Source organism: Ruegeria sp. AL2, from assembly GCF_056540845.1.
Window position 1 is genome coordinate 370332 of record NZ_JBQFXM010000001.1, and the last position, 23886, is coordinate 394217.

General features: G+C 56.6%; 22 protein-coding genes. 14 read left to right on the top strand and 8 right to left on the bottom strand.

Going from position 1 to position 23886, the window contains the following annotated elements; all coding sequences use genetic code 11:
* Positions 1–960: a Flp pilus assembly protein CpaB gene (cpaB, locus tag ACR0ID_RS01880; protein ID WP_480553697.1), complete on the bottom strand. Its 960-nt coding sequence runs from the start codon at positions 958–960 to the stop codon at positions 1–3.
* A gap of 135 nt (positions 961–1095) precedes the next feature.
* Entirely contained in the window at positions 1096–1260 is a 165-nt protein-coding gene (locus ACR0ID_RS01885) for a hypothetical protein (RefSeq protein ID WP_480493053.1), read from the bottom strand.
* Positions 1261–1771: 511 nt separating this feature from the next.
* On the opposite strand from ACR0ID_RS01885, the gene ACR0ID_RS01890 reads away from it, so the two are divergent.
* Complete coding sequence (locus ACR0ID_RS01890; RefSeq protein WP_480603436.1) at positions 1772–2623, top strand: helix-turn-helix transcriptional regulator; 852 nt, start codon at positions 1772–1774, stop codon at positions 2621–2623.
* Between the two features lie 476 nt (positions 2624–3099).
* Positions 3100–3285, top strand: coding sequence for a hypothetical protein (locus ACR0ID_RS01895; protein WP_480473092.1), 186 nt, complete (start codon positions 3100–3102; stop codon positions 3283–3285).
* Positions 3286–3521: 236 nt separating this feature from the next.
* Here ACR0ID_RS01895 and ACR0ID_RS01900 read toward each other — a convergent pair whose 3' ends face one another.
* Positions 3522–4775 carry a hypothetical protein gene (locus tag ACR0ID_RS01900; protein WP_480603438.1) on the bottom strand — a complete coding sequence of 418 codons (1254 nt, stop codon included), beginning with the start codon at positions 4773–4775 and terminating at the stop codon, positions 3522–3524.
* Between ACR0ID_RS01900 and ACR0ID_RS01905 the strand changes: the two genes are divergently transcribed.
* From ACR0ID_RS01905 to ACR0ID_RS01915, 3 genes are read left to right on the top strand one after another with little or no spacing between them, the layout of a single operon-like run.
* Positions 4756–5343, top strand: a complete 588-nt coding sequence (locus ACR0ID_RS01905) for a PepSY domain-containing protein (protein ID WP_480473088.1) — start codon at positions 4756–4758, stop codon at positions 5341–5343. The genes ACR0ID_RS01900 and ACR0ID_RS01905 overlap by 20 nt on opposite strands.
* Before the next feature lie 38 nt (positions 5344–5381).
* A complete protein-coding gene (locus ACR0ID_RS01910) occupies positions 5382–6041 on the top strand; it encodes a response regulator transcription factor (RefSeq protein WP_480603441.1) in 660 nt (219 codons plus the stop codon).
* Positions 6041–7396 carry an ATP-binding protein gene (locus ACR0ID_RS01915; RefSeq protein ID WP_480603443.1) on the top strand — a complete coding sequence of 452 codons (1356 nt, stop codon included), beginning with the start codon at positions 6041–6043 and terminating at the stop codon, positions 7394–7396. Before ACR0ID_RS01910 ends, ACR0ID_RS01915 begins: the two co-directional genes overlap by 1 nt.
* A 125-nt stretch (positions 7397–7521) precedes the next feature.
* Here ACR0ID_RS01915 and ACR0ID_RS01920 read toward each other — a convergent pair whose 3' ends face one another.
* The 4 genes from ACR0ID_RS01920 to ACR0ID_RS01935 form a co-directional block, all read right to left on the bottom strand.
* Positions 7522–8703 carry an ammonium transporter gene (locus ACR0ID_RS01920; protein WP_480603445.1) on the bottom strand — a complete coding sequence of 394 codons (1182 nt, stop codon included), beginning with the start codon at positions 8701–8703 and terminating at the stop codon, positions 7522–7524.
* Between the two features lie 210 nt (positions 8704–8913).
* Positions 8914–9381 (bottom strand): CinA family protein, encoded by a 468-nt coding sequence (locus ACR0ID_RS01925; RefSeq protein ID WP_480603446.1) that lies wholly within the window; start codon positions 9379–9381, stop codon positions 8914–8916.
* Positions 9378–9875 (bottom strand): phosphatidylglycerophosphatase A family protein, encoded by a 498-nt coding sequence (locus ACR0ID_RS01930; RefSeq protein ID WP_480603448.1) that lies wholly within the window; start codon positions 9873–9875, stop codon positions 9378–9380. The genes ACR0ID_RS01925 and ACR0ID_RS01930 overlap by 4 nt, the downstream gene beginning before the upstream one ends.
* Positions 9872–11002, bottom strand: coding sequence for a bifunctional 2-C-methyl-D-erythritol 4-phosphate cytidylyltransferase/2-C-methyl-D-erythritol 2,4-cyclodiphosphate synthase (locus tag ACR0ID_RS01935; RefSeq protein ID WP_480603450.1), 1131 nt, complete (start codon positions 11000–11002; stop codon positions 9872–9874). Before ACR0ID_RS01935 ends, ACR0ID_RS01930 begins: the two co-directional genes overlap by 4 nt.
* Positions 11003–11183: 181 nt before the next feature.
* On the opposite strand from ACR0ID_RS01935, the gene dusB reads away from it, so the two are divergent.
* The 7 genes from dusB to ACR0ID_RS01970 all read left to right on the top strand — a co-directional run bounded on the left by dusB (position 11184) and on the right by ACR0ID_RS01970 (position 20274).
* On the top strand, positions 11184–12167 hold the full coding sequence (dusB, locus tag ACR0ID_RS01940; RefSeq protein WP_480603452.1) for a tRNA dihydrouridine synthase DusB: 984 nt from the start codon (positions 11184–11186) through the stop codon (positions 12165–12167).
* Positions 12164–13252 carry a two-component system sensor histidine kinase NtrB gene (locus ACR0ID_RS01945; protein ID WP_480603454.1) on the top strand — a complete coding sequence of 363 codons (1089 nt, stop codon included), beginning with the start codon at positions 12164–12166 and terminating at the stop codon, positions 13250–13252. The genes dusB and ACR0ID_RS01945 overlap by 4 nt, the downstream gene beginning before the upstream one ends.
* Positions 13252–14619: a response regulator gene (locus tag ACR0ID_RS01950; RefSeq protein ID WP_480473072.1), complete on the top strand. Its 1368-nt coding sequence runs from the start codon at positions 13252–13254 to the stop codon at positions 14617–14619. The genes ACR0ID_RS01945 and ACR0ID_RS01950 overlap by 1 nt, the downstream gene beginning before the upstream one ends.
* Positions 14620–14742: 123 nt before the next feature.
* Positions 14743–17007: a sensor histidine kinase NtrY-like gene (locus tag ACR0ID_RS01955; RefSeq protein WP_480517237.1), complete on the top strand. Its 2265-nt coding sequence runs from the start codon at positions 14743–14745 to the stop codon at positions 17005–17007.
* A complete protein-coding gene (gene ntrX / locus ACR0ID_RS01960) occupies positions 17004–18413 on the top strand; it encodes a nitrogen assimilation response regulator NtrX (RefSeq protein ID WP_480473070.1) in 1410 nt (469 codons plus the stop codon). The genes ACR0ID_RS01955 and ntrX overlap by 4 nt, the downstream gene beginning before the upstream one ends.
* A 54-nt stretch (positions 18414–18467) precedes the next feature.
* Complete coding sequence (locus ACR0ID_RS01965) at positions 18468–19049, top strand: helix-turn-helix transcriptional regulator (RefSeq protein ID WP_480603457.1); 582 nt, start codon at positions 18468–18470, stop codon at positions 19047–19049.
* 43 nt (positions 19050–19092) lie between these two features.
* Positions 19093–20274 (top strand): MFS transporter, encoded by a 1182-nt coding sequence (locus tag ACR0ID_RS01970; protein ID WP_480603459.1) that lies wholly within the window; start codon positions 19093–19095, stop codon positions 20272–20274.
* Positions 20275–20300: 26 nt separating this feature from the next.
* Here ACR0ID_RS01970 and ACR0ID_RS01975 read toward each other — a convergent pair whose 3' ends face one another.
* Positions 20301–20780: a hypothetical protein gene (locus ACR0ID_RS01975; RefSeq protein ID WP_480473064.1), complete on the bottom strand. Its 480-nt coding sequence runs from the start codon at positions 20778–20780 to the stop codon at positions 20301–20303.
* 96 nt (positions 20781–20876) lie between these two features.
* Here ACR0ID_RS01975 and trkA point away from each other — a divergent pair, with 96 nt between their 5' ends.
* Entirely contained in the window at positions 20877–22253 is a 1377-nt protein-coding gene (trkA, locus tag ACR0ID_RS01980) for a Trk system potassium transporter TrkA (RefSeq protein WP_480603461.1), read from the top strand.
* A complete protein-coding gene (locus ACR0ID_RS01985; RefSeq protein ID WP_480473060.1) occupies positions 22253–23791 on the top strand; it encodes a TrkH family potassium uptake protein in 1539 nt (512 codons plus the stop codon). Before trkA ends, ACR0ID_RS01985 begins: the two co-directional genes overlap by 1 nt.
* Positions 23792–23886: the final 95 nt, after the last annotated feature.

Genomic DNA, 23886 nt, shown 5'->3' on the forward strand with positions numbered 1-23886 from the left:
TTATTGACCAGGTGTCTGACTGACTGTGATTGGGCGAATGCGGGGTTTGACGCGCGGCATCGCGGACGCCGGCGCAAGGTGCGCATCTTTTGGGGTATCAGGTTGCAATTTGGCGGCGGGCGCGGCTTCTGTTTCCTGTTCCGCTTCTTCCTGTTGCCGCTGGATGGTCACAACCTCGGTCTCGGTTCCCCGGCGCAGCTTTACAGTGGGTTGAATATCAACCTTTTCTGCAGGTCCTTCCTCCTGCAGCAGATCGCGCAGGCGAACCATCTCCATGGGCTCATCCTCGACGCTGTCCAGGGTGCGCAGTGTAAGGCTCAGGGTTCCGGCCTTTTGAGCCAGGGCCAGACGTTGACCTTGCTGCGGGGTCACTTCCACTGTGATCGTGCGGGCGACCTCAGGCTGATCGCTTAATTCTTCCGACTGCTGGTCTACGCCAATGACGCGAATATTCTGCAAGATGGTGACCGCGCGCAGGTCATGCTTGGCACCTTGGGTCAAGACGATATCAACGTGATCGCCCGGGGTAACAAAACCGCCCACGGCCGTTACAGCATCGACCTCGATTGCCATGGCGCGTGTGTTTTCCCCCAACTTTTGAACTAGGGTGACTTTTTCACCAAAGTTCGAAACCTTGGAAAGAAGCATTACTTCGCCGGGATAGAACCGGCCCTTGGCGCGCCGCAGCTGACGGCGATTGTTTGGAACAAGTACATCAATATCCGTGAAAACTCCGGCCGGGAGCGCCTCGCGCGGCCAGGGATGAATTGTGACGTCGTGCGCTTCGATCGTTTGACCAAAAGCAATTTCTGATCGGGCCACATAGATCTCAACCAGATCGGCATCTGGCGAGACACCGGCAGTGCTTGTCTTAAACTGAATGTGATCTTTCGCCAGGTAAACGGAACCGGACGCTATCGCAATTCCAAACAGTGTAGAAATGATTGGCCTGATACGCATCACTCTCTCCAACAATTACGTTCTGAAATATGGAACTTCGGTCGTCTTGCTTTCGCGAAATTCCTGGCGGTGAACTCTGCGCCGCAACAGTGGCACGGCGGCGCAGAGTTCAGTATTTTGGTAAGTGTGTCTGGGTCAGCAGGTCGCGCTACCCAGAGCAGCGCATGCACCAGTCACGTTTGTGTTGGTGGTGGTGCCCAGGTACGTGAACGCGCCAACTGCAATCGACGCCACGACCAAAAGAGCCAGGCCATATTCGACAATTGCTGCACCGCTTTCATTCTTAACAAACTTCTTCATGAATTTAGTCATTATTTCCCCCAAATAGGTTAGACGTTTTCAGCGCTCTGTATTTCTGAGCGCAAGCCAGGCGAAAATGCATTAGCTCGGGAATCAGAATAGAATCGCAGGAGATGCGTGACCTCCTTCAAAGGTAATTGAAATACACCTTCTGGTTGAATAAATTGAAAAAAACCACCCTTTTGGACGAATACTTTTAACCCTGCATTAACAACGTATTAACGTATGGCGAATCGCCCTTTTCGGAAACAATGAATTGAGTCGGGTCGCGATTGTGAGCAGGATGGTTGTTGATTTTTACTGAACGGTCAGGCAATCGCGGATTGGTTCCGTGCCGATTGTTGGTGAAATGGCTCATAAAAACAAATTAAAAACAAATAGATAAAGTTATGTAGTAGTATTTGTTTGAAAACTTTCCGCGCAGACAAGCCAGATAATTCCGGTTGCTGTGGCTGCGTAAGGGGCACAAATTTGTTGTTGTAATCCGAACCTGTTTGTTTGGTCGGTCTGTTTGGTTGAATGGTTAATTGTTATGAGTGTGAGTTTTTTAAAGAGCGCTCAGGCGAGGGAGAGTCTGGACTTTGTAGTGGAGTGGACTCAGGCCCTGTGCGGTAATGGCTCCTTGTCTCGATCCGTAAATTGTTTAATGCGCCTGGTAAATGCTGATGCGGTTCTAATTGTCAGAACGCAGAAAAAGGGTTGGAAGGCAAAGCATATTGCGCGCTGTTGTGTCCAGCTGGGAAAAATCTGGCCTTCACAGCCGCAAACGCAGGCCGAGCTGGTTATTGGGCATTGTATATCAACTGCAAGAGCGGGTTCAGTCTGGAAACTATCAGACCTGGTGTTTTCCGACGCATCACCAATGTCCCATTATCGGCCTCAAAAGCCTGAAGGGCTGGTGGAGGTTATCCTGGTTCCGCTGGACGTAGCCGGGGCGCAGGTCGATTACATTGAGCTTCATTACAGTATTCGCCCGCAGACCTTCGAACTTGATCTGATAAGTGCGCTGGCTCCAACACTTTCGTCTGGCTGGAGTAAACGCTTACCCGGAACGGTTGCTGCCAATTCCGAAGTTCTTCGGGGTCACCGGTCCAGATACGACAGCAACAATCGCTTCGTTCCAATCCTTGATCCAAATAACCCAGCCGAACTCAGCAGATGCGAGTTTCGGGTATGTGCGATGATGAAAGAGGGAATGACAGTTAAGACAATCTCGGAGACTTTGTCCATTGGCCCGACGACGGTTCGTTCGCACTTAAGTTCCATATTTTCCAAGACAGGGGCAACGAGCCAGATCGAGCTTTTGCATCTATTGAACCGAAGCGTTGATGCTGACAGGGGTTTTGCTCAGATTGCGGGTTAGCGAACCGAATGGATTGCTACCAGGACGGTCTGAAGACCTTTCCTTGATCTTTTTTTTTTTGGATCTATCCGCCGTCATGGTCTTACCTTTTGTCGTGCCACGCCGGTCGAACAACTGCTGAACTGTGTCGCAATTTCGTCGGTTGTTTTGTAAATTTCTTTTTGTTGGCCGCAATTTTGCCCTCTATTGCGGTGTAGGGAATCTGACTCGTTCGCTTTGACGATCTGCCACTTTCGTGCGGGGAAACAACCCTACGGAGTAGGGGGAGTTCGCCTGATTTTTCTGTTCGTCCCACTTGATCGCAGATGCAATAGAAGGAATTATCCTTTTTTGTTAACGGCTTAGTCTTTGTTCATGATTTCGCGACAACATTAACATAATGTGAACAATGTATTCTCTGAGTGTTCAACTGGTTCGGGGCATACTGATCGCACAGGCCGGGCAAACCACGTCCGGTTGAATGGAAGGGGAACAGCATGATCAAGACTGCTATTGAGGTTGCGCCGTATGCATGTGCGACAATGCAACCCCATAATCCCGTCATGAATGGCGAAGTTTCAAGCAATACAAATTCGAGCAGCAGTCGCTTCCCTCCTATCGAAAATGCACTGACAGAAATCGTAAATAACAAGCGACTTGAAGAGGCGAACCGGGACTTCTGAAAATCAGAACGTCCGATAGATTTCCAGATCAACATGATCAGGGAACGATAAAGCCCGCTCCGAATTGGAGCGGGCTAAATTTTTTCTCAGTAACCTTTGCCAACTTGCGTAGGGCATGCGCGCAATACAACCTGGCAGTCAGGATCTTTACGAGAAAGTCGGGCCAGCCAAACGGCTGGTAATCACTTAGCTGGCCCGGTCTTTTGCCCACTTCATAAGAATGAAGGCAAAAGCTGTTAGCTATCCAGTCCGAGCATTGCCTTTACAGCAGCCTCGACCTCGTCGGTGACGGGTTTGTTCGCAGCGTCTTCCAATGCCGCGCGCTCATCGAGTGACTGCTGCTCAACGGCGTCAGTCAGGTCTTCGACGTCTTGCACGGCTTCCTCATATTCCAAGGCTGCCTGTTTTTCGGCATTCAGGCTGTCAGCGGTATCTTTGGAAGCCTGCAGATCATCGTTTGCGTCCTGAAGAGCGTCCTCGATATCAGGATCGGTGCCTCCCGCGTCTGCCAGCTGCTGTTCGAGATCATCGACGATGTCCTGCTTTTCCTGAACATCGGCCAGCGCTTCCTCAAGGTCGTCATTGATTTCGGCGCTGGAGCGATCCGGCGGGGTCATATCATCCAGAAGGTCTTGTTTTTCGGCAAGCTCAGCTCGGATGCTGTCGCCAGCCAGAACCGTGTCGCGATAGGTTGCAATGCGACCGACGCGCGAATTCGGTGCAGCGTTCTGAAGGGCCTTCTCACTTGCGTTGGCTGCGTTCAGTGCACCCAGTTCTGAAGGGTGGACACCCAGTGCGGCAGCCAGTTTATTCCCCTTCTTATGGGAATCGGTCAGGTCCGTTTCCTCGACCTGAGCCTTGGATTTTGTCGCGTGCGCGGCCGGTGCGGTCTTGGTCTGAGTATTCTTGGACTTCTTACCGGTAAACAGCTCTTTCAAAGAGAACGATTTTCCCTTCGAGGATTTTGACTTCGAACCCTTTGCGCCAGAGGTTGTGCGCCCCGACTTACCGGCGGATTTTGAACCACCACTTTTGGTCGCCCCATTACCACCGCCGTTGCCTTTGCCATTTCCGGCGTTGTCGCTGTTTCCCTTACCGCCGCCGTTTCCTTTACCGCCACCATTGCCTCCACCGTTGCCATTGCCGTCTTTGGCGTAGGCCACATCTGGAAGGGCAACTGCCGCCACGATAGCAGTGGAGCCCAACATTGCGATTGCGAGAGCGGAGGCCTTCAGCACGCCGGTCAAATTGGTTTTCATAGCGATCCTCGTAGGTCGAACGCGAGTTTCATTTGGGCCGGCAGAGTATTTCGCGGTCAGCACACACGAAAAACCGCTAGCCGGAATCAATATCTGACAGGTGCTATCTAAACCGATCATCATTGAACCCACGCCAAACTGGTCGTTCATCGCCAGTTCATGTTGAAATCGGTAGATTGTTAAGGTGGTTGCGCAGTAAAGAGTGCCGAAGATGAAGAAGCTCTTGACCATCTTGTTTCTTGTTGCCGTTCTCCAGCCCGGAGAAGGCGATGCAGCCGTTCGTGAGCTGAAGCAGGCGGAGCTGCGCAAAGCGACAACCACTGGCAACGCTATCCGTCTTCAGGACGTCATCAAAGGCGTCGAGCAGGTCTTTGGCGGAACGCCCATTGATGCGCGTGCTTTTCAGGCCGACAAAGTTTACTACCGCGTGCTGGTCAAAAAACCGAACGGGAAGATTGTTAGTGTTATTGTTAACGCAAAAACCGGCGTCGTCGTTTCCAACAGGTCCACGATCGGCAAACAAATCTCAGAAGCGGCGAAATCTGCGCCCGGAAACTCGGCCAATGCGAAATCTCAAGGCAAGTCTTCTGCCAACGCAAACGGGGGTCAAAGCGGCAACCGTGGGAACAGCGGTGGCGGTCACGGCAATTCTGGCGGCAATGGTGGAGGCAATTCCGGAGGTAACGGTGGTGGCAATTCCGGAGGCAACGGTGGTGGCAATTCCGGAGGCAACGGTGGTGGCAACTCTGGTGGAAATGGCGGCGGCAATTCTGGCGGAAACGGTGGTGGTAAAAAGTAATGGTTAAACTACCATACGCACGCCTATAATTCCTAAGTATGAGAGTCTTACTGGCAGAAGACGAACCGCACCTTTGCGAGCAGATCAAGAAACTGTTGAACGCTGAAGGTCGGGTCGTAGACATTGTGAACAGCGGCCTGGAAGCTTTGCATCTGGGCGCAACAGAACCTTATGACATGATCATCCTCGATATTGGATTGCCGGAACGTGATGGCATTTCAGTTCTACGGGAATGGCGCTGTGCGGGTATCAAGACACCTGTGCTGATCCTCACGGCCCGCGATGGCTGGAGCGAAAGGGTCGACGGGTTGGACGCAGGCGCGGACGACTACATGACCAAGCCGTTCCATATGCCCGAACTGGCAGCGCGGGTCCGTGCCATCCTGCGGCGGCAGAGCGGCCAGTTGAATCCCGTCGTTGAAATGGGAAATGTTGTGCTGGATACCCGCAACGGGCGTGTGACGGCGGATGGCGTGCCCATCGACCTGACCGCCCAGGAGCTGGCTGTTCTCACGTATCTGGCCCATAATATTGGGCGTATGATCTCAAGGACCGAACTGTCAGAGCATATCTACGAATACGATGGAGACAGGGACTCGAACACCATCGCCGTCTTCATAACCCGTCTGCGCAAAAAACTTGGCCCTGATCTGATCACAACGATTAGGGGCCGCGGATATATGATCGACTCTGCCTGATGTTATCCCTGCGTCAACGGGCTCTACTGGGGGGGATCGCGTCGGGTGCCCTTTCAGTGGGTGTCGGTACGCTGGCCGTGTTCTCGTTCATTAATGCTCGCGTTTCAGACAGGTTTGATACCGCACTACTTGATCGTCACACGCAACTGGTCGTTGGGTTGAGCGTTACGACCCATGATCCGGATGCGCTGCGGGATCTGATGTTCGATCCAGCCTATGGCACACCGTATTCCGGCAGATACTGGCAAGTCAGCAACAGCGAAGGCGAGATCTTTACGTCGGCTTCCCTGTTCGACGAAGTCATTGCCGAACCCCCCGGTAACCCTGATGTAACGACGCTTTGGAACACGCCCGGTCCGGAAAGCGAAGCTTTACGAGGAGCCTTTCAGAAAATTACTTATGAGGATGGTACGGTCTGGGGGGTAAGCGTTGCCGAAAGTCAGGCCCAGCTTGTCGCGGAACGTCGCGCTGCACAACAAAACCTGCTTCCGGTTTTTGCGCTGGTCGGTCTGATCGGTGTCGTTGGATCGCTACTTCTGACGTCAATCATCCTGACGCCACTCAAAAAGCTGCGGTCGGATGTGGCGCACCGTTGGGATCGGGACGAAGACCTTAGACCAGGCGATTATCCAGAAGAGGTGTCTCCTCTGGTCGAGGATTTGAACCAGCTCTTGCGCCGAAATCGGGAAATCGTATCAGGATCACGTCGTCAGGCGGCAGATTTGGCTCATGCCCTGAAAACACCTACTGCGATCATGCGCAATGAACTGGTGCTGTTGTCCGAAGCGGGAGGTTCTACGGATATCGCTGTGGAAGCTCTCGACCGCATTGACGCGCAACTGGGCCGGTCTTTGGCCAGAATGCGGGCGCTGAACACTGCAGATTTGACCCATTCTCGTAATGATCTGTCTCATTCGATTGATCGACTGGCGCGGCTGTTCACGACCATGGCCGAGCGCGATGGAAAGTCATTGAAAATTGAGCGCGACCCGGGTCTTTGGGTGCGTATGGACGCGCAGGATATCGAAGAAGTTTTGGGCAACCTGCTGGATAACGCAGTCAAATGGTGCAAACACAAGGTCCGTTTGACGGCTAAGAGGACCCAGAACGGGATCGAAGTTGTGATTGACGATGATGGCCCGGGAATTCCTCAGGACGCTCACCGCGAGGCGCTACGTTCTGGGGGAAGGCTGGATACTTCTGTCTCGGGCAGCGGCCTTGGGCTGGCTATAGCGGTTGATCTGCTGAAGGCTTATGACTGCCGGATTGAACTGGGGGCATCCGGTTTTCTAGGCGGTTTGGAATGCCGGATCGTTATACCAAAAGGAACCAACGCGCATTCTGCGTCAGGCTGATTTTTTGCCCTGAAGGTTCAGGGTGGATTGGGTGTGTCGTAAGTGGACAAGACGCGAAAACAAGAAAAGCGGACCCATGACAGGTCCGCTTTTGCCCTTGCGGGCGACAGGCAGCCAAGGTGGGCTTAGCTGCTCATGTCGTAGGCCCGTTCACCATGTACCGAGAGGTCGAGGCCATTTGTCTCGGTCTCGGCGTTTACGCGAAGTGGTGTGATCTGTGCAACCAGTTTGACCAACACAAACGTGACAACCGCCGTGAAGGCACCCACGATAACCAGCCCACCCAACTGGGCAGTCCATGTGCCAAGGCCAAACAGGGCGATCATGATGGTGCCGAAGATGCCTCCGACGCCATGTACCGCGAACACGTCCAGCGTGTCGTCGATATTCAGCTTGTTGCGCACCAGACTGACGGCTTCCTGACACAGAATGCCCGCAACAGCACCGATGATGAGGGCCTGAACCGGACCTACAAAACCCGAAGCGGGCGTGATCGAGGCCAGACCTGCAATTGTTCCGGTAACAAGACCCACCATCGAGGCTTTGCCAAATCGGATGCGTTCCCAAAGCGCCCATGTCAACGAGGCAGTTGCGGCGGACAGGTGGGTAACGGTCATCGCCATCGCAGCACCTCCGTCCGCGGCCAGTTGCGAGCCGCCATTAAAGCCGAACCAGCCGACCCACAGCATCGCGGCGCCAACCATGACATAGCCGGGATTATGCGGCGGGGTCGTGCGGTTGCGGCGCGGGCCAAGGATGACGGCGATGATCAGGGCTGCCAGACCAGCGGTTTCGTGCACCACGATACCACCTGCGAAATCACGCACGCCAATGTCGCCCAAAATACCACCATCGGCCAGCATTCCACCGCCCCAGATCCAGTGAGCCACCGGCGCATAGCACAGCAGCATCCACAGCGCCGAGAAGGTCAGTACAAAGCCAAAGCCAACCCGTTCGACATATGCGCCCACGATCAGGGCCGGGGTAATGATGGCAAAGGTCATCTGAAAGGCAAAGAAAAGGATTTCAGGTAGAGTGCCAGCAAGGCTGTCCACATCGACACCGTTGAGGAAAGCCTTGCCCAAACCACCCCAAAGCCCGCTTTCACCGGGCCCAAAGGCGATGGAGTACCCGGCAACCAGCCACAGAATGCTCATCAAACAGGCAATGGCAAAGCAATGCATAAAAACGCTGAGCACGTTTCGGGCACGAACGAGCCCGCCGTAGAACAAGGCCAGCCCCGGCAATGTCATGAAAAGGACCAGTGCTGTAGCAACTATGATCCAGGCTGTATCGGCTCCATTCATGGGCCGCTCTCCTTTTCCCTGCATGGTTTCCCGGGCAGGTCATCTGACAACGCCCCGGGGTCGAGTGAGTATATGTGCAGAGCCTTGAAGCGGAGGGCAGGTGAGGAAAAAAGAGGCAACACCCGAATTGGTCGCCTAATTTGTCGCCTTTTGTTCAAGTGATGACAGTTTTGGCGGCTATGGGCAGATAATGCCCAAAAATCGTGCGCGTTATGAAAGGCCAGTCAGAAGCAACGCCAGCGCATGATCCCGCGCGGCGCGGCGCACCGCATCCCGACCTTGCGCGCCAAACTCAATCGTTTCGGTTCGGGTTTCCTGGCCTTCTCTGGCCAGTCCGAAACATACGCGCCCTTCGGGTTTGAATTCAGACCCGCCCGGCCCGGCAATGCCGGTAATCGCGACGGCAAGCTGAGCTTGTGAGTTGCGCAATGCGCCTTCGGCCATTTCGCGAGCGACCTGCTCGGACACAGCACCGAAAGCCTCCAAGGTTTCTGCCAGTACACCCAGCATGTCCTGTTTGGCCCTGTTGGTATAGGTAACAAATCCCCGATCCACGACGGCCGAACTACCGGGTATATCCGTCAGGGCCGCAGCGACCATACCGCCGGTGCAGCTTTCCGCTGTGGCGATCATAACGCCCTGCGCCTTGGCGCGGTTCAGCAGGTCGGGCACGTTCATAGGCCCAGAACCCCGTGTGCGATGCCTGCCAGAACCATCACGCCAACGGCTGCGAAAATACCCGCAATCACGTCGTCCAGCATCACTCCCATGGGATCGCCACGACGATCTGCCCAACCGACGGGGCCGGGTTTGGTGATGTCGAACAGGCGAAACAGGGCGAACCCGGCAACCCAACCGGGCCAGAGGGCGGTAATGTCGATCCCATGCGCCCAGGACGGATATGAGATCGCCCAGAGTGCAATGAACTGGCCCGCAACTTCATCTATGACGATTTCCGACGGGTCGTGATCGTCCTGGCCGTCGGTCATCACGCGCGTGGCCCACAAGCCGCCTGCGAACACCACGAGCGTTGCGATTGCCAGCAATGGGAATCCGCCCAGCGTGTGCAGGACCCAAGCCATCGGCAGCGCGGCCAGCGAACCCCAGGTGCCGGGGGCAGGGCGTATATATCCGACGCCGCCAACGGTGCCAATCAACTGCGCCGCGTTCATGATTTCACCAGACAGGCCGTCGCAAGCGATGCGATGCCTTCACTGCGACCGGTGAAGCCCAGACGCTCGGACGTGGTGGCCTTGACTGAGATCTGATCGACGCACAAGCCCATGATTTTGGACATTTCTTCTCGCATGGCAGCGGCGTGAGGGCCAATCTTCGGATATTCACAGACCAGCGTGCAATCCACGTTCGAGATGCGATATCCCATCTGTCCGGCCAATTCGACCGCGTGACGCAGAAAGATCTTGCTGGCGGCACCTTTCCATTGTGGATCCGAGGGCGGGAAGTGCTGCCCGATATCGCCTTGCGCCAATGCGCCATAAATCGCGTCGGTTACAGCATGCATCCCGACATCTGCATCCGAGTGCCCCTGCAACCCGCGATCATGGGGAACCTTTACACCGCAAAGGACAACATGATCCCCGTCGCCAAATCGGTGCACGTCATAGCCGTTGCCAAGTCTTACATCCATATCCATTCCCATGATACGTTCCGCCCGGGCAAAATCCTCGGGGCGGGTGATCTTCAGGTTGTCCGCATCGCCCGGTACGATGCAGACATCGACCCCCGCACCGCGTGCAACCTCAACATCATCGGCAGCACCGCCTGCATGCGCCGCATGGGCGGCGGTGATGGTGTCATAGTGAAAGCCTTGCGGTGTCTGAGCCGCAAACAAGTTGCTGCGGTCTTGCGTGCCCGTCACGGCCCCGTCTTGTCCTATCCACAAGGCATCGGTTACCGCCAGTCCGGGGGCGGCGGCCTGATGTGCATCCAATGCGTTCAAAACGTCCTGAATGGTGCGAGACGAAACGCAAGGTCTGGCAACGTCATGAATCAAGACGCGCTTCACGTCGAGATGTGTCAACGCCTTTAAACCGTTGCGCACAGAACCCGCGCGATCTGCACCGCCTGTGGCGAGGATAAGGTCGGTATCACGAAACTCCTCCCAGGCCAGAGTGTCTTCGTCGGATAAGACCAGAACGATGTGGGCAACCTGTCCACGGAACCGATCGATTGTCCAGTCTGCCACGCGGCGTCCTGCAAGGCTGCGCCACTGTTTTGGGACATCGCCCCCGGCGCGTAGGCCGCGGCCTGCGGCGACTATGATGGCAGCTGTGGTCATGCCGCGCGCCCTCCATTTTGTTGCGTTTGTTTAGGCGGCGGTGATTGCAGAGGCAATCACCTATGGTCATGTGATTAAAAAATAGGCAGTTGATGGTTCTACAGGCTTGTTGCGCGTCGTTTTGTTGTTCATATGCGTAGAATTCGATATCAGAACTGCAATTGCCCAAGGATTAAGCACGTTGACTTTGCGCTTCGATGACAAACTCGTAACACCGCCGGTTTTGCTGGCCCCGATGGCCGGAATCACCGATCGCCCATTTCGGGATCTGGTTATGCGCTTCGGCGCCGGCATGGTCGTCAGTGAAATGGTCGCCAGTCAGGAAATGGTGCAGGCCAAACCCGGAGTGCGGGAGCGCGCCGAATTGTCTGCCGATGTGGAAAATACAGCTGTGCAACTGGCAGGGCGCGAGGCGCACTGGATGGCCGAGGCGGCGCGTCAGGTTGCTGATCGTGGGGCGCGGGTGGTCGACATCAACATGGGGTGTCCCGCCAAGAAGGTTACAAATGGGTATTCCGGCTCGGCCCTGCTGAAAACACCAGACCATGCGCTGACGCTGATCGAGGCCGTAGTCAGTGCAGTTGACGTTCCGGTGACATTGAAAACCCGTCTGGGGTGGGATGACACCCTGCTGAATGCCCCTGAGGTCGCGCGCCGTGCACAAGACGCAGGCGTTCAGATGGTTACGATCCACGGACGCACGCGATGCCAGTTCTACAAGGGGCGCGCTGACTGGAGCGCGATCCGGGCCGTGAAACAAGCCGTGTCGATTCCGGTCATTGCGAACGGAGATATCACGGATACTGCCGCCGCGCGAACGTCGCTGACTCAGTCTGGTGCAGATGGGGTCATGGTCGGGCGTGGCGCGCAGGGTAAACCGTGGCTTTTGGCGCAGATCAGTCACGACCTCTACGGGGAGGATGCGCCGGATATTCCGGTCGGGAATGTCCTGATCGACATGGTGCGCGCGCATTATCAGGCGATGCTGGGATTTTACGGTGCCGATCTGGGCCTGCGTGTCGCCCGCAAGCATCTGGGATGGTACATGGATCAGGCCGCAACCCCTGCGCCGCTGCGCCGGGCAGTTTTGACGTCGCGAAGCACGGATGAAGTCCTGCGTCTGCTTGGGGACGCACTTGCCGATACGGGCGAGGTGGCGGCATGAATTCCAACGCCAACATCTGGAACTCATTGCCGGTTCCGGCCTTCATAATCGATGAAGAAGATCGCATCGCAGATGTGAATTCGGCGGGCGAGGGGTTTTTGAATGCCTCGCGCCGGTCGGTAATCGGGCATCCGGTATGGGACCAGATCGCCGTTGACGCACCGCTGGAGGAAGCATTCCTGCGCGCCCGTTCTCAAGGCACGCCACTGTTCGTAAATGATGTGGATGCCGGTTCGGGGAACCGTGCGCCGTTGCAATGTGCGTTGCAGATCGCGCCTCTGGTCGGGCATCCGGGTTCGATGATCATGATCATATCACCTCGTGAACTGGCGGGCCGGATGACCTTGGGCAACACGGTCAAGTCAGCGGCGCAGTCGGCGATTGGCATGGCCGAGATGCTGGCGCATGAGATTAAGAACCCACTGGCCGGGATTACCGGTGCAGCGCAACTTCTGAGCATGAATATTTCGTCACAGGATCTTGAACTTACAGACCTTATTGTGGCCGAAAGCAGAAGAATCGTGAAGCTTCTGGAGCAGGTCGAGCAATTCGGCAACTTGCAGAAACCGGACCTCAGGCCGGTCAATATCCACGATGTGCTGGACCGTGCAAGGCGGTCCGCGCTGCTGGGATTTGGCGCGGATATGACAATCATCGAGGATTACGATCCGTCATTGCCGCTGGCCTATGGCGATCCGGACCAGTTTCTTCAGGTGGTTCTGAACTTGCTGAAAAACGCATCCGAGGCCGCAGGGCCTCAGGGCGGAATAATCCGTCTGCGCACGTATTTCGAACATTCCTTCCGGCTGCGCAGAAGTGATGGGTCGGGTCACTCGCTGCCGTTGCAGATCGAGATCATCGATGACGGTCCAGGGCTGCCCGAGGATATCCGCGGTGACATTTTTGACCCGTTTGTGTCGGGCAAGGAAAACGGCACCGGTCTCGGGCTGGCGCTGGTCAGCAAGATCGTTTCCGACCATGACGGCTGGATTTCCGCCGATTCCGTGCCTGGCCGCACCGTCTTCAAACTGTCGCTGCGCCGCGCGCCGCGAGACGCAACAGAACACAAGAAGGAGAGCACCTGATGGATGGCACCGTACTGGTTGCGGATGACGACCGCACAATCCGCACCGTTCTGACTCAGGCGCTGACGCGGGCCGGATGCAAGGTGCACGCAACGTCCTCGCTGACGACCCTGATGCGTTGGGTCGGCGAAGGTAAAGGCGACGTGGTGATTTCGGATGTTGTCATGCCTGATGGCAATGGTCTGGAGATGCTGCCGAAGATCGCAAAGGATCGCCCTGGATTGCCGGTTATCGTGATTTCCGCACAAAACACGATCATGACCGCGATTCAGGCGGCTGAGGCAGACGCATATGACTATCTGCCCAAACCGTTTGACCTGCCGGATTTGATGAAACGCACGGCGCGGGCACTGGATCAGAAGCAGCGCGCACAGCCAGAACCTAAACAGGCAGGCGGTGAGCGTCCGGATGAGCTGCCTCTGGTCGGCCGCACGCCAGTCATGCAGGCCTTGTATCGGTTGGTCGCACGCGTGATGAACACCGACCTGCCGGTAATGATCTCGGGTGAAAGCGGAACGGGTAAATCGCTGATTGCCCGGGCAATTCACGACTTTTCGGATCGGCGTACATTACCCTTTGTCACAGTCACCGCAGCCGACCTAAGCGATTTGGAGGGCCCGGCCCGCGTGATGGCGCGGGTGCGTGGAGGTACGCTGCTGATAGATGAAATCGCAGATATCGGCGATGAAATTCAAGCCCGCGTAGTGCGTATGATGGATACGCCCGGCGATCATGCTCCGCGTTTCATGGCTACCAGCCAGACAAACTTGACCGATGGGATGGAAAACGGCCGTATCCGTCAGGACCTGTATTATCGTTTGTGCGGGGCGACGATCCACGTGCCATCGTTGCGCGAAAGGGTCGACGATATTCCGCTGCTGGCCGAACATTTTCTGGCCCGGGAAGAGAAGGAAAACGGAAACAAGCGGTGGCTCAGCTCTGATGCGGTGGAACTGGTGCGGCGCTATTCATGGCCGGGGAATGTGCGACAACTGGAAAACGCCGTTCGCCGTTTGGGGCTGACCAGCCGGGCAGATGAGATTTCAAAGGCCGAGGTGGAAATGGTGTTGGGCAGCCAGCCCGAAGCCGCACCGGTTCTGAGCGGTGGCGAACGTGAAAAGCTTTCAACTTCGGTCGAGCGTCATCTGCGACGGTATTTCGATCTGCACGGCAACATTTTGCCGCCACCGGGCCTTTATCAGCGGATTTTGCGTGAGGTTGAGGCTCCGCTAATCGAAATCGCACTGGATGCAACTGGTGGGAATCAGGCAAAATGTGCTGATTTACTGGGGATTAACCGAAATACGCTGCGAAAAAAGATTACTGACCTCGATATTCAGGTGACACGGCGTCGCAAACTGATGTAATATCGCCACACAAACCGTGGCATCCTGGCACCTGTCAGGAAAAGATCACGATATATGGCGGTAAGCCGCACAAGCGGCACATCAGGATGAGGGCAGACGGTGGCAACCCGAGCACAGAGCGGGATGATCCTATCGATTGGTCGATGGCGTAAATCACGGAAACTGCGCAATTTCGGCACCTTTGGGCTGGTCCTCTTGGGGCCAGTTCTGGCGCTTGCCACATATCTTGTCATTGGTCCCTTTGATCTTGGTGCGACCGCGCCGACATTGCGGCTGATTCTGCTAGCCGATCTAGTCTATGTTCTGGTCGTTGCGGCTTTGGTGCTCAGTCAGTTGGGTAGCCTGATTGCGGCCAGGCGGGCCAAGTCGGCGGGCTCGCGCCTGCATTTGCGCCTGATCGGGGCGTTTACGCTGCTCGCGCTGGTTCCGACCGTTACGGTCGCCATTTTTGCCGGCCTTACCGTGAATATCGGTCTGGAAGGCTGGTTTTCGGATCGCGTACGGCAGGTTGTCGGGTCCTCCCTGACGGCGGCAGAGGCTTATGAGCAGGAACATCGCAGTGGTCTGACGCAGGACGCAACCGTTCTGGCGCGGTTCCTGAACAACGCACGTTCGGTGGAGTTTTACATTTCTGATGCCGAACTCCGCGAGGTTCTGGCGCAGGGGCAGGCCCGGATTCAGCGCGGGTTGCGCGAGGCCTATGTCATCGACGGCACGGGCGAAATCCGGTCGCGCGGGGATCGGTCCTATCTGTTCAACTATGAGGCGCCAACAGCCGAGCAAATGACGGAAGCGGCAGAAAAGGGGCTGCTGATCATTGCTGACTGGCCAAACAGTGAATTCCGCGCGCTGGTCCCGCTTACCGCCTATCTGGACCGTTACCTGTATGTCAGCCGCGAAGTGGACGGGCAGTTGTTGACGCTGCTGGATGACACCAAGGAAACGGCGCAGTTCTATCAGCAGCTGGAAAGTGAACGGGGCAGGGTGTTGTTCGAATTCGGCCTGCTCTATCTCGGCTTTGCGCTGATCCTGATCCTGGCTGCGATGTCACTGGGGATGTGGTTTGCCGAACGGCTGTCGCGCCCGGTCGGACGATTGACCACGGCAGCACAGCGGGTCGGTGCCGGAGACTTGAGCGTTCAGGTCATCGAAGAGGCCAGCGACGACGAGATCGCGATGTTGGGCCGATATTTCAACCAGATGACCCGACAACTAAAAGGACAGCGGGACACGCTGCTGGAAAACACCCAGCAAATCGAAAGAAGGCGTCGCCTGTTTGATTCCGTGCTCAGTTCGGTCACATCCGGTGTTGTCGGCGTGGACCCGGATGGATGCGTTACCTTCGTCAACCGTTCTGCCGAGCGATTGCTGGACTGGTCACGAGGCGAAGAACACCTGGCTATCGGCATTGCAGTCCCAGAGTTTCTGCCCTTGTTTGAAAGCCTCAAGGACAGCGGGCAGGAGGCTGTTCAGGGTGAGGTTAAGGTCACACGCAAGGGGCGGCTGGAAAACCTGCTGGTTCGCATGGCCATCCGTCGCGGAGAGGATGGCGGGCTGGAAGGCTATGTGGTTGCCTTTGACGATGTAACCGATCTGGTCAGCGCACAGCGAATGGCGGCGTGGGGGGACGTGGCCCGCCGCATTGCACATGAAATCAAGAACCCATTGACGCCGATCCAGCTCAGCGCAGAGCGCATCAAGCGCAAGTTCGCCCGCAAACTGGATGAGGAAGACAGCGGCAGCCTTGAGTCGATGACCGGCGTCATCGTGCGGCAGACTAACGACCTGCGGCGTATCGTGGATGAGTTTTCCAAGTTCGCACGGATGCCCGAACCCGTTCGACGAGAGGAAGACTTGGTTGAACTGGTGCGCGAAGCCGTTCTTTTGCAGCAGGCGGGACAGCCGGACGTACAGATTGACGCCGATCTGCCGCAGCAGCCGATCATGGCGGATGTAGATGCGACCATGCTCAACCAGGCATTGACCAACCTGATTAAGAACGCTGGGGAAGCTATTGTTACCTTGCAAGAAAAGGGCGCCCCGAGCAACCTGGTGCCACAGATCAAGGTGGCGGTATCAAGCGACAGTGCGGGTACGGTCATTACCATTGCAGACAATGGAATCGGTCTGCCGGAGGACCGGGCGCGTTTGTTTGAACCTTATGTTACGACACGCGACGAAGGGACCGGGCTGGGCCTTCCGATCGTCAAGAAAATTATAGAAGAGCATGGCGGCGCGCTGACCCTTGAGGACGCGCCCGTATTTGACGGGCAGGACCATTTTGGCGCAATGGCTGTGATCCGTTTGCCTGGGGCAGGTATGTCCCCAACCGTTGCGCCGCAGAAGCAGGCAATTAGAACCAACAAACTGAAAGCAGGCCAAAGATGAGCGACATTCTGATCGTAGATGACGAGCGCGATATTCGCGAGCTGGTGTCCGACATTCTGGAGGACGAAGGCTATTCAACCCGGCTGGCAGCCAACTCGGACGAGTGCATGGCGTCGATCAATTCCGAACCGCCGGGGCTGTTGATCCTGGATATCTGGCTGAAGGACAGCCGTATGGACGGGATTGATATCCTCAAGTCGGTAAAACGCGATAACCCGGATGTGCCGGTGGTGATTATTTCGGGCCACGGCAACATCGAAATCGCTGTTGCTGCTATCAAACAGGGTGCTTACGACTTTATCGAGAAGCCCTTTAACATTGACCAGTTGATGGTGGTGATCCGCCGCGCGATGGAGACGTCTCGTCTACGGCGCGAGAACGCGTCGCTGAAGCGGAAAGAGGTCAACAACTCCGACATGATCGGCAAATCCGCGTCGTTCCGGGCGATGCAGGGGCAGTTGGACAAGGTTACCAAGTCAAACGGTCGCGTCATGCTGCGCGGGCCTGCGGGTTCTGGAAAGGAAATTGCCGCGCGCTATATCCATGCCCACTCCAACCGCGCAAACGCTCCCTTCGTGACCGTCAACTGTGCCGGGATTGAGCCTGAGCGTGTGGAAGAAGTTCTGTTTGGCCGGGAATCGGCCGAACGTGGTGTGGAATCCGGATTGCTGGAAGAAGCCCACGGCGGCGTGGTCTATTTTGATGAAGTGTCCGACATGCCTTTGGGTACACAGTCCAAAATCCTGCGTGTGCTGGTGGATCAGCAATTCCAGCGCGTGGGTGGCTCGGACAAAGTGCGCGTGGATCTTCGGGTGATCTCATCGACCAACAAAGATCTTGATGATGAAATCGCGGCCGAGCGGTTCCGGGAAGAGCTGTATCACCGTCTGAATGTGGTTCCGATCACCGTTCCATCACTCGAGGACCGGCGCGAGGATATTCCGGTTCTGGCCCAGCATTTCATCGAAATGTGCAACGAAACCCAAGGGTTGCCTATGCGGGAGCTGTCGGACGAGGCGGTCGCTTTGCTTCAGACAATGACGTGGCCGGGTAACGTGCGCCAGCTGAAAAACTTGATCGAACGTGTTTTGATTCTGGGTGACGGCACCGGCCCAATTGAGGCGCGCGAGCTGCCAAGCGAAGAAGACAAGGCCGAAGAGTCGGGCCGCGTTGTCTTGTCGGGGGCGCTGGCCACTTTGCCGCTGCGCGAGGCCCGCGAAGCGTTCGAGCGTGAGTATCTGCTGACCCAGATCAACCGCTTTGGCGGCAATATCAGCCGCACCGCCAGCTTTGTCGGGATGGAACGCAGTGCGCTGCATCGCAAGCTAAAGTCGCTGGGTGTTGTGACCTCAAACAAATCCGGTGCGCGGGTCGCGCAAATCGACGAGCCCGAACCAGCAGAATGAGTCTGGGGTCATAGTTCACGGGCAGATGGATGTGTGGAAGGGATGGCGAGGACGGTGAACTCTGATCTGTCTGGCCGGTTCGTCGAAGGCTACCCGGCTTTTGGCAGGCGGTTAAAGCGGCTTCGACGGTCGATCGGATTGAAACAATCCGCGCTGGCAGAGGTTCTGGAGGTCGATCAGACCACGGTTTCCAGATGGGAGAACGGGATTCAGCTTCCGACACCTGATCTGCAACACTCGGTGTTTGCTGCGCTGGCTCCTTTCAGGGCGGATGACAACGCGTTAAGACGGCTTGTCGTGAACTCGGCCGACTGCATCCATCTGGTTGAGGAGGCCAGCCACATGTGCCTGGCCTATTCCCGCAGGCGGGCGCGGGACTGGAAAACCACCCAACGGGCACTGCTTGGCGTGTCCCTCTGGCAATTTGCGACGGAAGAAATCCGGCAGGCTGAGGCCGAGCTACAGGACGAGGGATGGTGGGATCTGCAAACGCCCAACCCCAAGTCGTTTGTAACCTCCGAAGCGCGGCACGACCGTATCCGGATCAGCGCCGGACAGATCACCTGGGAACGGTTGTACCTGTCGGATGGAACGCCGGTTAGGCTGGTCAGTGGGGCACGGTCGGGACGCGCATAATTTATGCGTATTCCTGTGCGGTCGGGTGCAGTAGAACCGGGCTATGCCCCATCCATTACGCATCTTGTTACAGGTTTTGTTGCTTTGGCTTGCCGGGCTAGGTGCGGCGACCCAATTCGCCAAGATAGCGGTTCCTTTTGTTCAGGTCGCGGCCCTCTATCCTGCGCACGCGGATAAGATTGGCTGGCTTTTGTCAGTCATCAGCCTGATTGGCGCGATTCTTGGTGCATTGTCCGGCGCGATAGCGGGGCGGGTGGGGCCTGTCCGGTTGCTGATGTTTGGCTTGATCCTTGGCGGGGCGGTGTCCCTGTTTCAGGCCAGTATCCCCGGTTTAGGCATGATGCTGGTCAGTCGCGTTGTCGAAGGGGTCTCTCATCTGGCCATCGTTGTCGCCGCGCCGACTCTGATTGCGCAAATCACGATTGGAAAATGGCGCAACGCGGCAATGGTTTTGTGGAGCAGTTTCTTTGGTGTCGCCTTTGCCCTGAACGCTTGGCTTGGGCTTCCATTGATCGCTCAGGTCGGGCTGCCGGTTTATTTTGCTACCCATGGCGCGCTGATGTTTCTGATCGCCGTCCTGATCGTATCTTTCCGTCCCAACAGTGCAACGGCTTTGGTGAACATTCCTTTTTGGAGCGTTCGAACACTGATTGACATACACGTACAGACCTATCGCTCTGCATTTGTGTCGGCTCCGGCGCTCGGATGGTTCTTTTACACGCTGACCTTTGTCTCGCTGCTGGCCATTCTTCCGGGAAGATTGCCGGAAGATGTCAGTGCGATGATCGCAGGTTTGATGCCGTTGGCCGGGATCGTGATTTCCTGGCTTACCGTCCCAGTGTTGCTGAACGTTTGTTCTGGCGTATTCGTTGTTACCCTTGGTTTCGGGCTGTCTATCCTGACGATAGGCGCCCTGTTTCTTGGTGCCCCGTTGCCCGTTGTCTGCGTTGCGCTTTTTGCGGTGCTGGGGCTTGTTCAGGGCGGCAGCTTTGCAGCGGTACCGCAGTTGAACTCGACACCCGAAAACCAGGCGCTTAGCTATGGTGCGATGGCGCAGATGGGGAATGCGGGTAACCTTTTGGGCACACCTGTTTTGCTTGCAATTCTGTGGCGGACCAGTGAAGCAGGCATGTTGATTGCCGTGGTCGGGTTCTATGCTGTTGCCATGGCGCTGCATCTGTGGCTAGCCGCGCGGCGCAAACGCGCTTCGACCGAGCTGGATTGATCAAACATGCGGAACAGTGGTTTTTCTTATCCGGATTGCCCCGGTGTGATGATCTGAAACGACCCGTCATCGAATTTCACAAAGCATGAGGCACTGTTAAGGGGCGGCAATGTCGTTGTTCGCGCCAGTGGCACCCGTGATTTCACGTTTTGCTTGCAGGGCGGTAAGCTGACCGGACGAAATCCCTTTTCGGCCATGCATTGCGCCTCGACCGTGTTTCGCAGTCCCTGGTTGACATCGACGGTATAAACCCTGCCGGGTTGCCACCAGCCTGGGGATTGATAGCAACGACCCATGCCATCACAATACGTACGCCCAGGCCAATAAGTCGGTGGGCTTTGACGGATTTGATTGGCAACCGGCACCTCTTTTACCGCCCTAAGCTGGCACTGGGTGGTCTCTTTTTGCAGACGTGACACGGTTTCACCCTCGCGATAGTAAAGCGAGAGTGGCCCACACGAGGACAGTACCATCAGGGGCACGAGCATAGGAAACAGCGTTTTCATATGCTTATCTTGCCGCAGCTGATCAGCGATGACAATTCAATTGACCGCTTTGGGGGCATCTGTCATTCAATCCTTTCAGGCAGAAGGGCCAGAAACATGAAGGTCATTATTTGCGGCGCGGGTCAGGTCGGCTGGCAGATTGCGCGGCACCTTTCGGGCGAATTGAACGATGTCACCGTTGTCGACAACAATCCCGATCTGGTACGGCGGGCGACCGAAACACTGGATGTGCAGGGGATCGCCGGGTTTGCAAGTTACCCCGATGTGCTTGAAAGGGCAGGCGCGCGCGATGCGGACATGATCATCGCTGCGACCCATTCGGACGAGGTGAACATGGTCACCTGCCAGATGGCGCATTCGGTCTTTTCGATTCAGCGCAAGATCGCGCGACTGCGGTCGAAATCCTATCTTGAAGCGATCCACTCGGACCTTTACCGGCGCGATCATCTGCCGATTGATGTGGTGATCAGCCCCGAACGCGAAGTGGCCGCAGCCGCGATGCGCCGCCTGTCGGCCCCGTCCGCCTTTGACACCGAGGTTTTCATGGACGGCAAGGCGCAGCTTTTGGGAATTCGCGTGGATGAGGACTGCCCGATCGTGAACACACCCTTGCGGCAACTGACCGATTTGTTCTCGACGCTCAGTTCGATCGTAGTGGGGGTGCGTCGCGATGGAACGCTGTTTGCACCAGAATCCGAGGATCAGCTGTTTGTCGGCGACGAATGCTACGTCTTTACCAATGTAAAAGACGTGGATCGCACCATGGAGGTGTTTGGCAAGACCCAAAAGCGTCAGGATCGCGTGGTGATCGTGGGCGGCGGCAATGTCGGGCTTGAAGTGGCGCGAACTCTGGAAGAACAAAAAAGCCGCGTGCGCGCCAAGATCGTCGAGCGGGATCGCCGGTGCGCCGAGATCGCCGCCGAGACGCTGGAACGAACGATTGTGCTGCACGGTGATGGTCTTGATGCCAGTTTGTTGAGCGAGGCCGGTATCGACAGGGCGGATGCAATGCTGGCGGTTACGGATGATGACCGCACGAACATGCTGGCCGCTGTGCGGGCCAAGGCCGAGGGTTGCACGTTGGCGATTGCTTTGATCAATGATCCCAGCATGGTGGCGTTGATGGGACCTTTGGGGATCGACGCGTATATCAATCCGCGGGCAACCACCGTCAGTTCTATCCTGCGCCACATCCGTCATGGCCGGGTGCGACAGGTCTACTCGATCGGAGATGCTGAGGCCGAAGTGATCGAGGCCGAGGTTCTGTCAACCTCTCCCATGGCGGGGCAAAAGCTGCGCGATATCGATTTTCCCGAAGGCGTACTGGTGGGGGCTGTGCGTAAGGGAGATGAGGTGATGCGACCGACGGGCAGCCTCAGGATCGATGAAAAGGATGTCGTCGCGATCTTTGCCATGGCCAAGGACGTGCCTGAGGTCGAACGCCTGATGCAGGTTTCAATCGATTTCTTCTGATGGCGCATGCGGGGATACAACAGATCGGGCTATTGCGGCGGTTGCCGCTGTTTCTTCTGATCTGGGCTATTGCGTCACTGGCAATGTGGGTTCCGGCAGTTTACGCGCTGGCGCTGGATGATCACGACACATCCCGATCGTTTCTGTATTCCGGTATCATAGGGTTGTTTCTGGTCGCCAGTATCGCATTGGCCTCGTCCAATCGCGTGCCACGGCGTGGGACTTTGGGACAATTGGCGGTGATGCTCGCATGTTTCACCATTCTTCCCGTCTTTCTTGCAATTCCATTTCACGACGCGCTGGGAACGACCACATTCCTGAACGCTTACTTTGACATGGTTAGTGCCCTTACGACCACAGGGGCGGATCTGTTTCCGGATCCAGACCGCCTGACGGCCCCGCTGCACCTGTGGCGTGCCTTGGTTGGATGGATGGGCGGTTTGCTGATGTGGATTGCCGCCGCGGCAATCCTTGCGCCTTTGTCGCTAGGTGGGTTCGAGGTCACGGCACGCGGTCAGCCGGGTCGCCCGGTATCGGGTGTTGCGCAAAGCGAACGCGTTGATCCACGTGGCCGGCTGCTCCGTGTGGCAAAGGGACTGACCCCGGTCTATGCCGGGCTGACGGCAGTGATCTGGATCCTTCTTCTGATCGCTGGCGAAAATGGTCTGACGGCCGTTTGCCACGCAATGTCGGTCATGGCGACGTCGGGAATTTCTCCGGTGGGTGGTATGGAAGGCGCGCAAGCGGGATTCACGGGCGAGGCGATCCTGTTTCTGTTCCTGTTCTTCGCCCTTTCGCGCCTGACATTTTCGACCGACACGGCAACATCCGGTTATTCCCGCCTGGATACGGACCCGGAGTTTCGCATTGGCCTGATGATTGTGCTGGCCGTTGCTGCGTTACTGTTCTTTCGCGTTATTGCAGGCGTTACGGAAATCGGCGGGCAAATCGAACCTTTGCAGGTATTGCAGGTCATCTGGGGTATGCTGTTCACTGTTCTGGCCTTTCTGACAACCGCCGGGTTTGAAAGCGCAAACTGGGATGATGCGCAGCAATTGTCTGGTCTGGGAACGCCCGGATTGTTGCTGATGGGGCTGGCGCTGATCGGTGGCGGGGTCGCCACTACGGCTGGCGGTGTCAAACTGCTGCGGGTTTTTGCCCTGTACCTGAATGGTGCGCGCGAGATCGACAGGTTGATCTATCCCTCGTCAGTCAGCGGGGTTGGAGGCGGTAACCGACGCATTCAAAGGGACGGCGCGTTTATCGCCTGGATCTTTCTAATGCTCTTTGCGCTGACATTGGCAGTGTTCAACCTTTTGCTGGCCGCTATGGGGGCCGGGTTCGAACAGGCCATGGTGCTCAGCGTCGCAACGCTCAGCACGACGGGCCCGCTGATTGAGCTGGCCACTGATGTTCCGATCCGGTTGATAGACCTGTCCGCAGGGGCCAAGCTGACGCTGTGCGCGGCGATGGTCATTGGCCGGCTCGAGACACTTGCGATCATCGCCCTGATCACTCCTTCGCTGTGGCGGGATTGAAGCGGTTGGGTCCGGCCGTTTTTTCTGCTTAATTTTTCGTCTGGAATATCTTTACGCGGCGCTCCATACTGAACCGGAGGGAGCGTGTTGGTCCG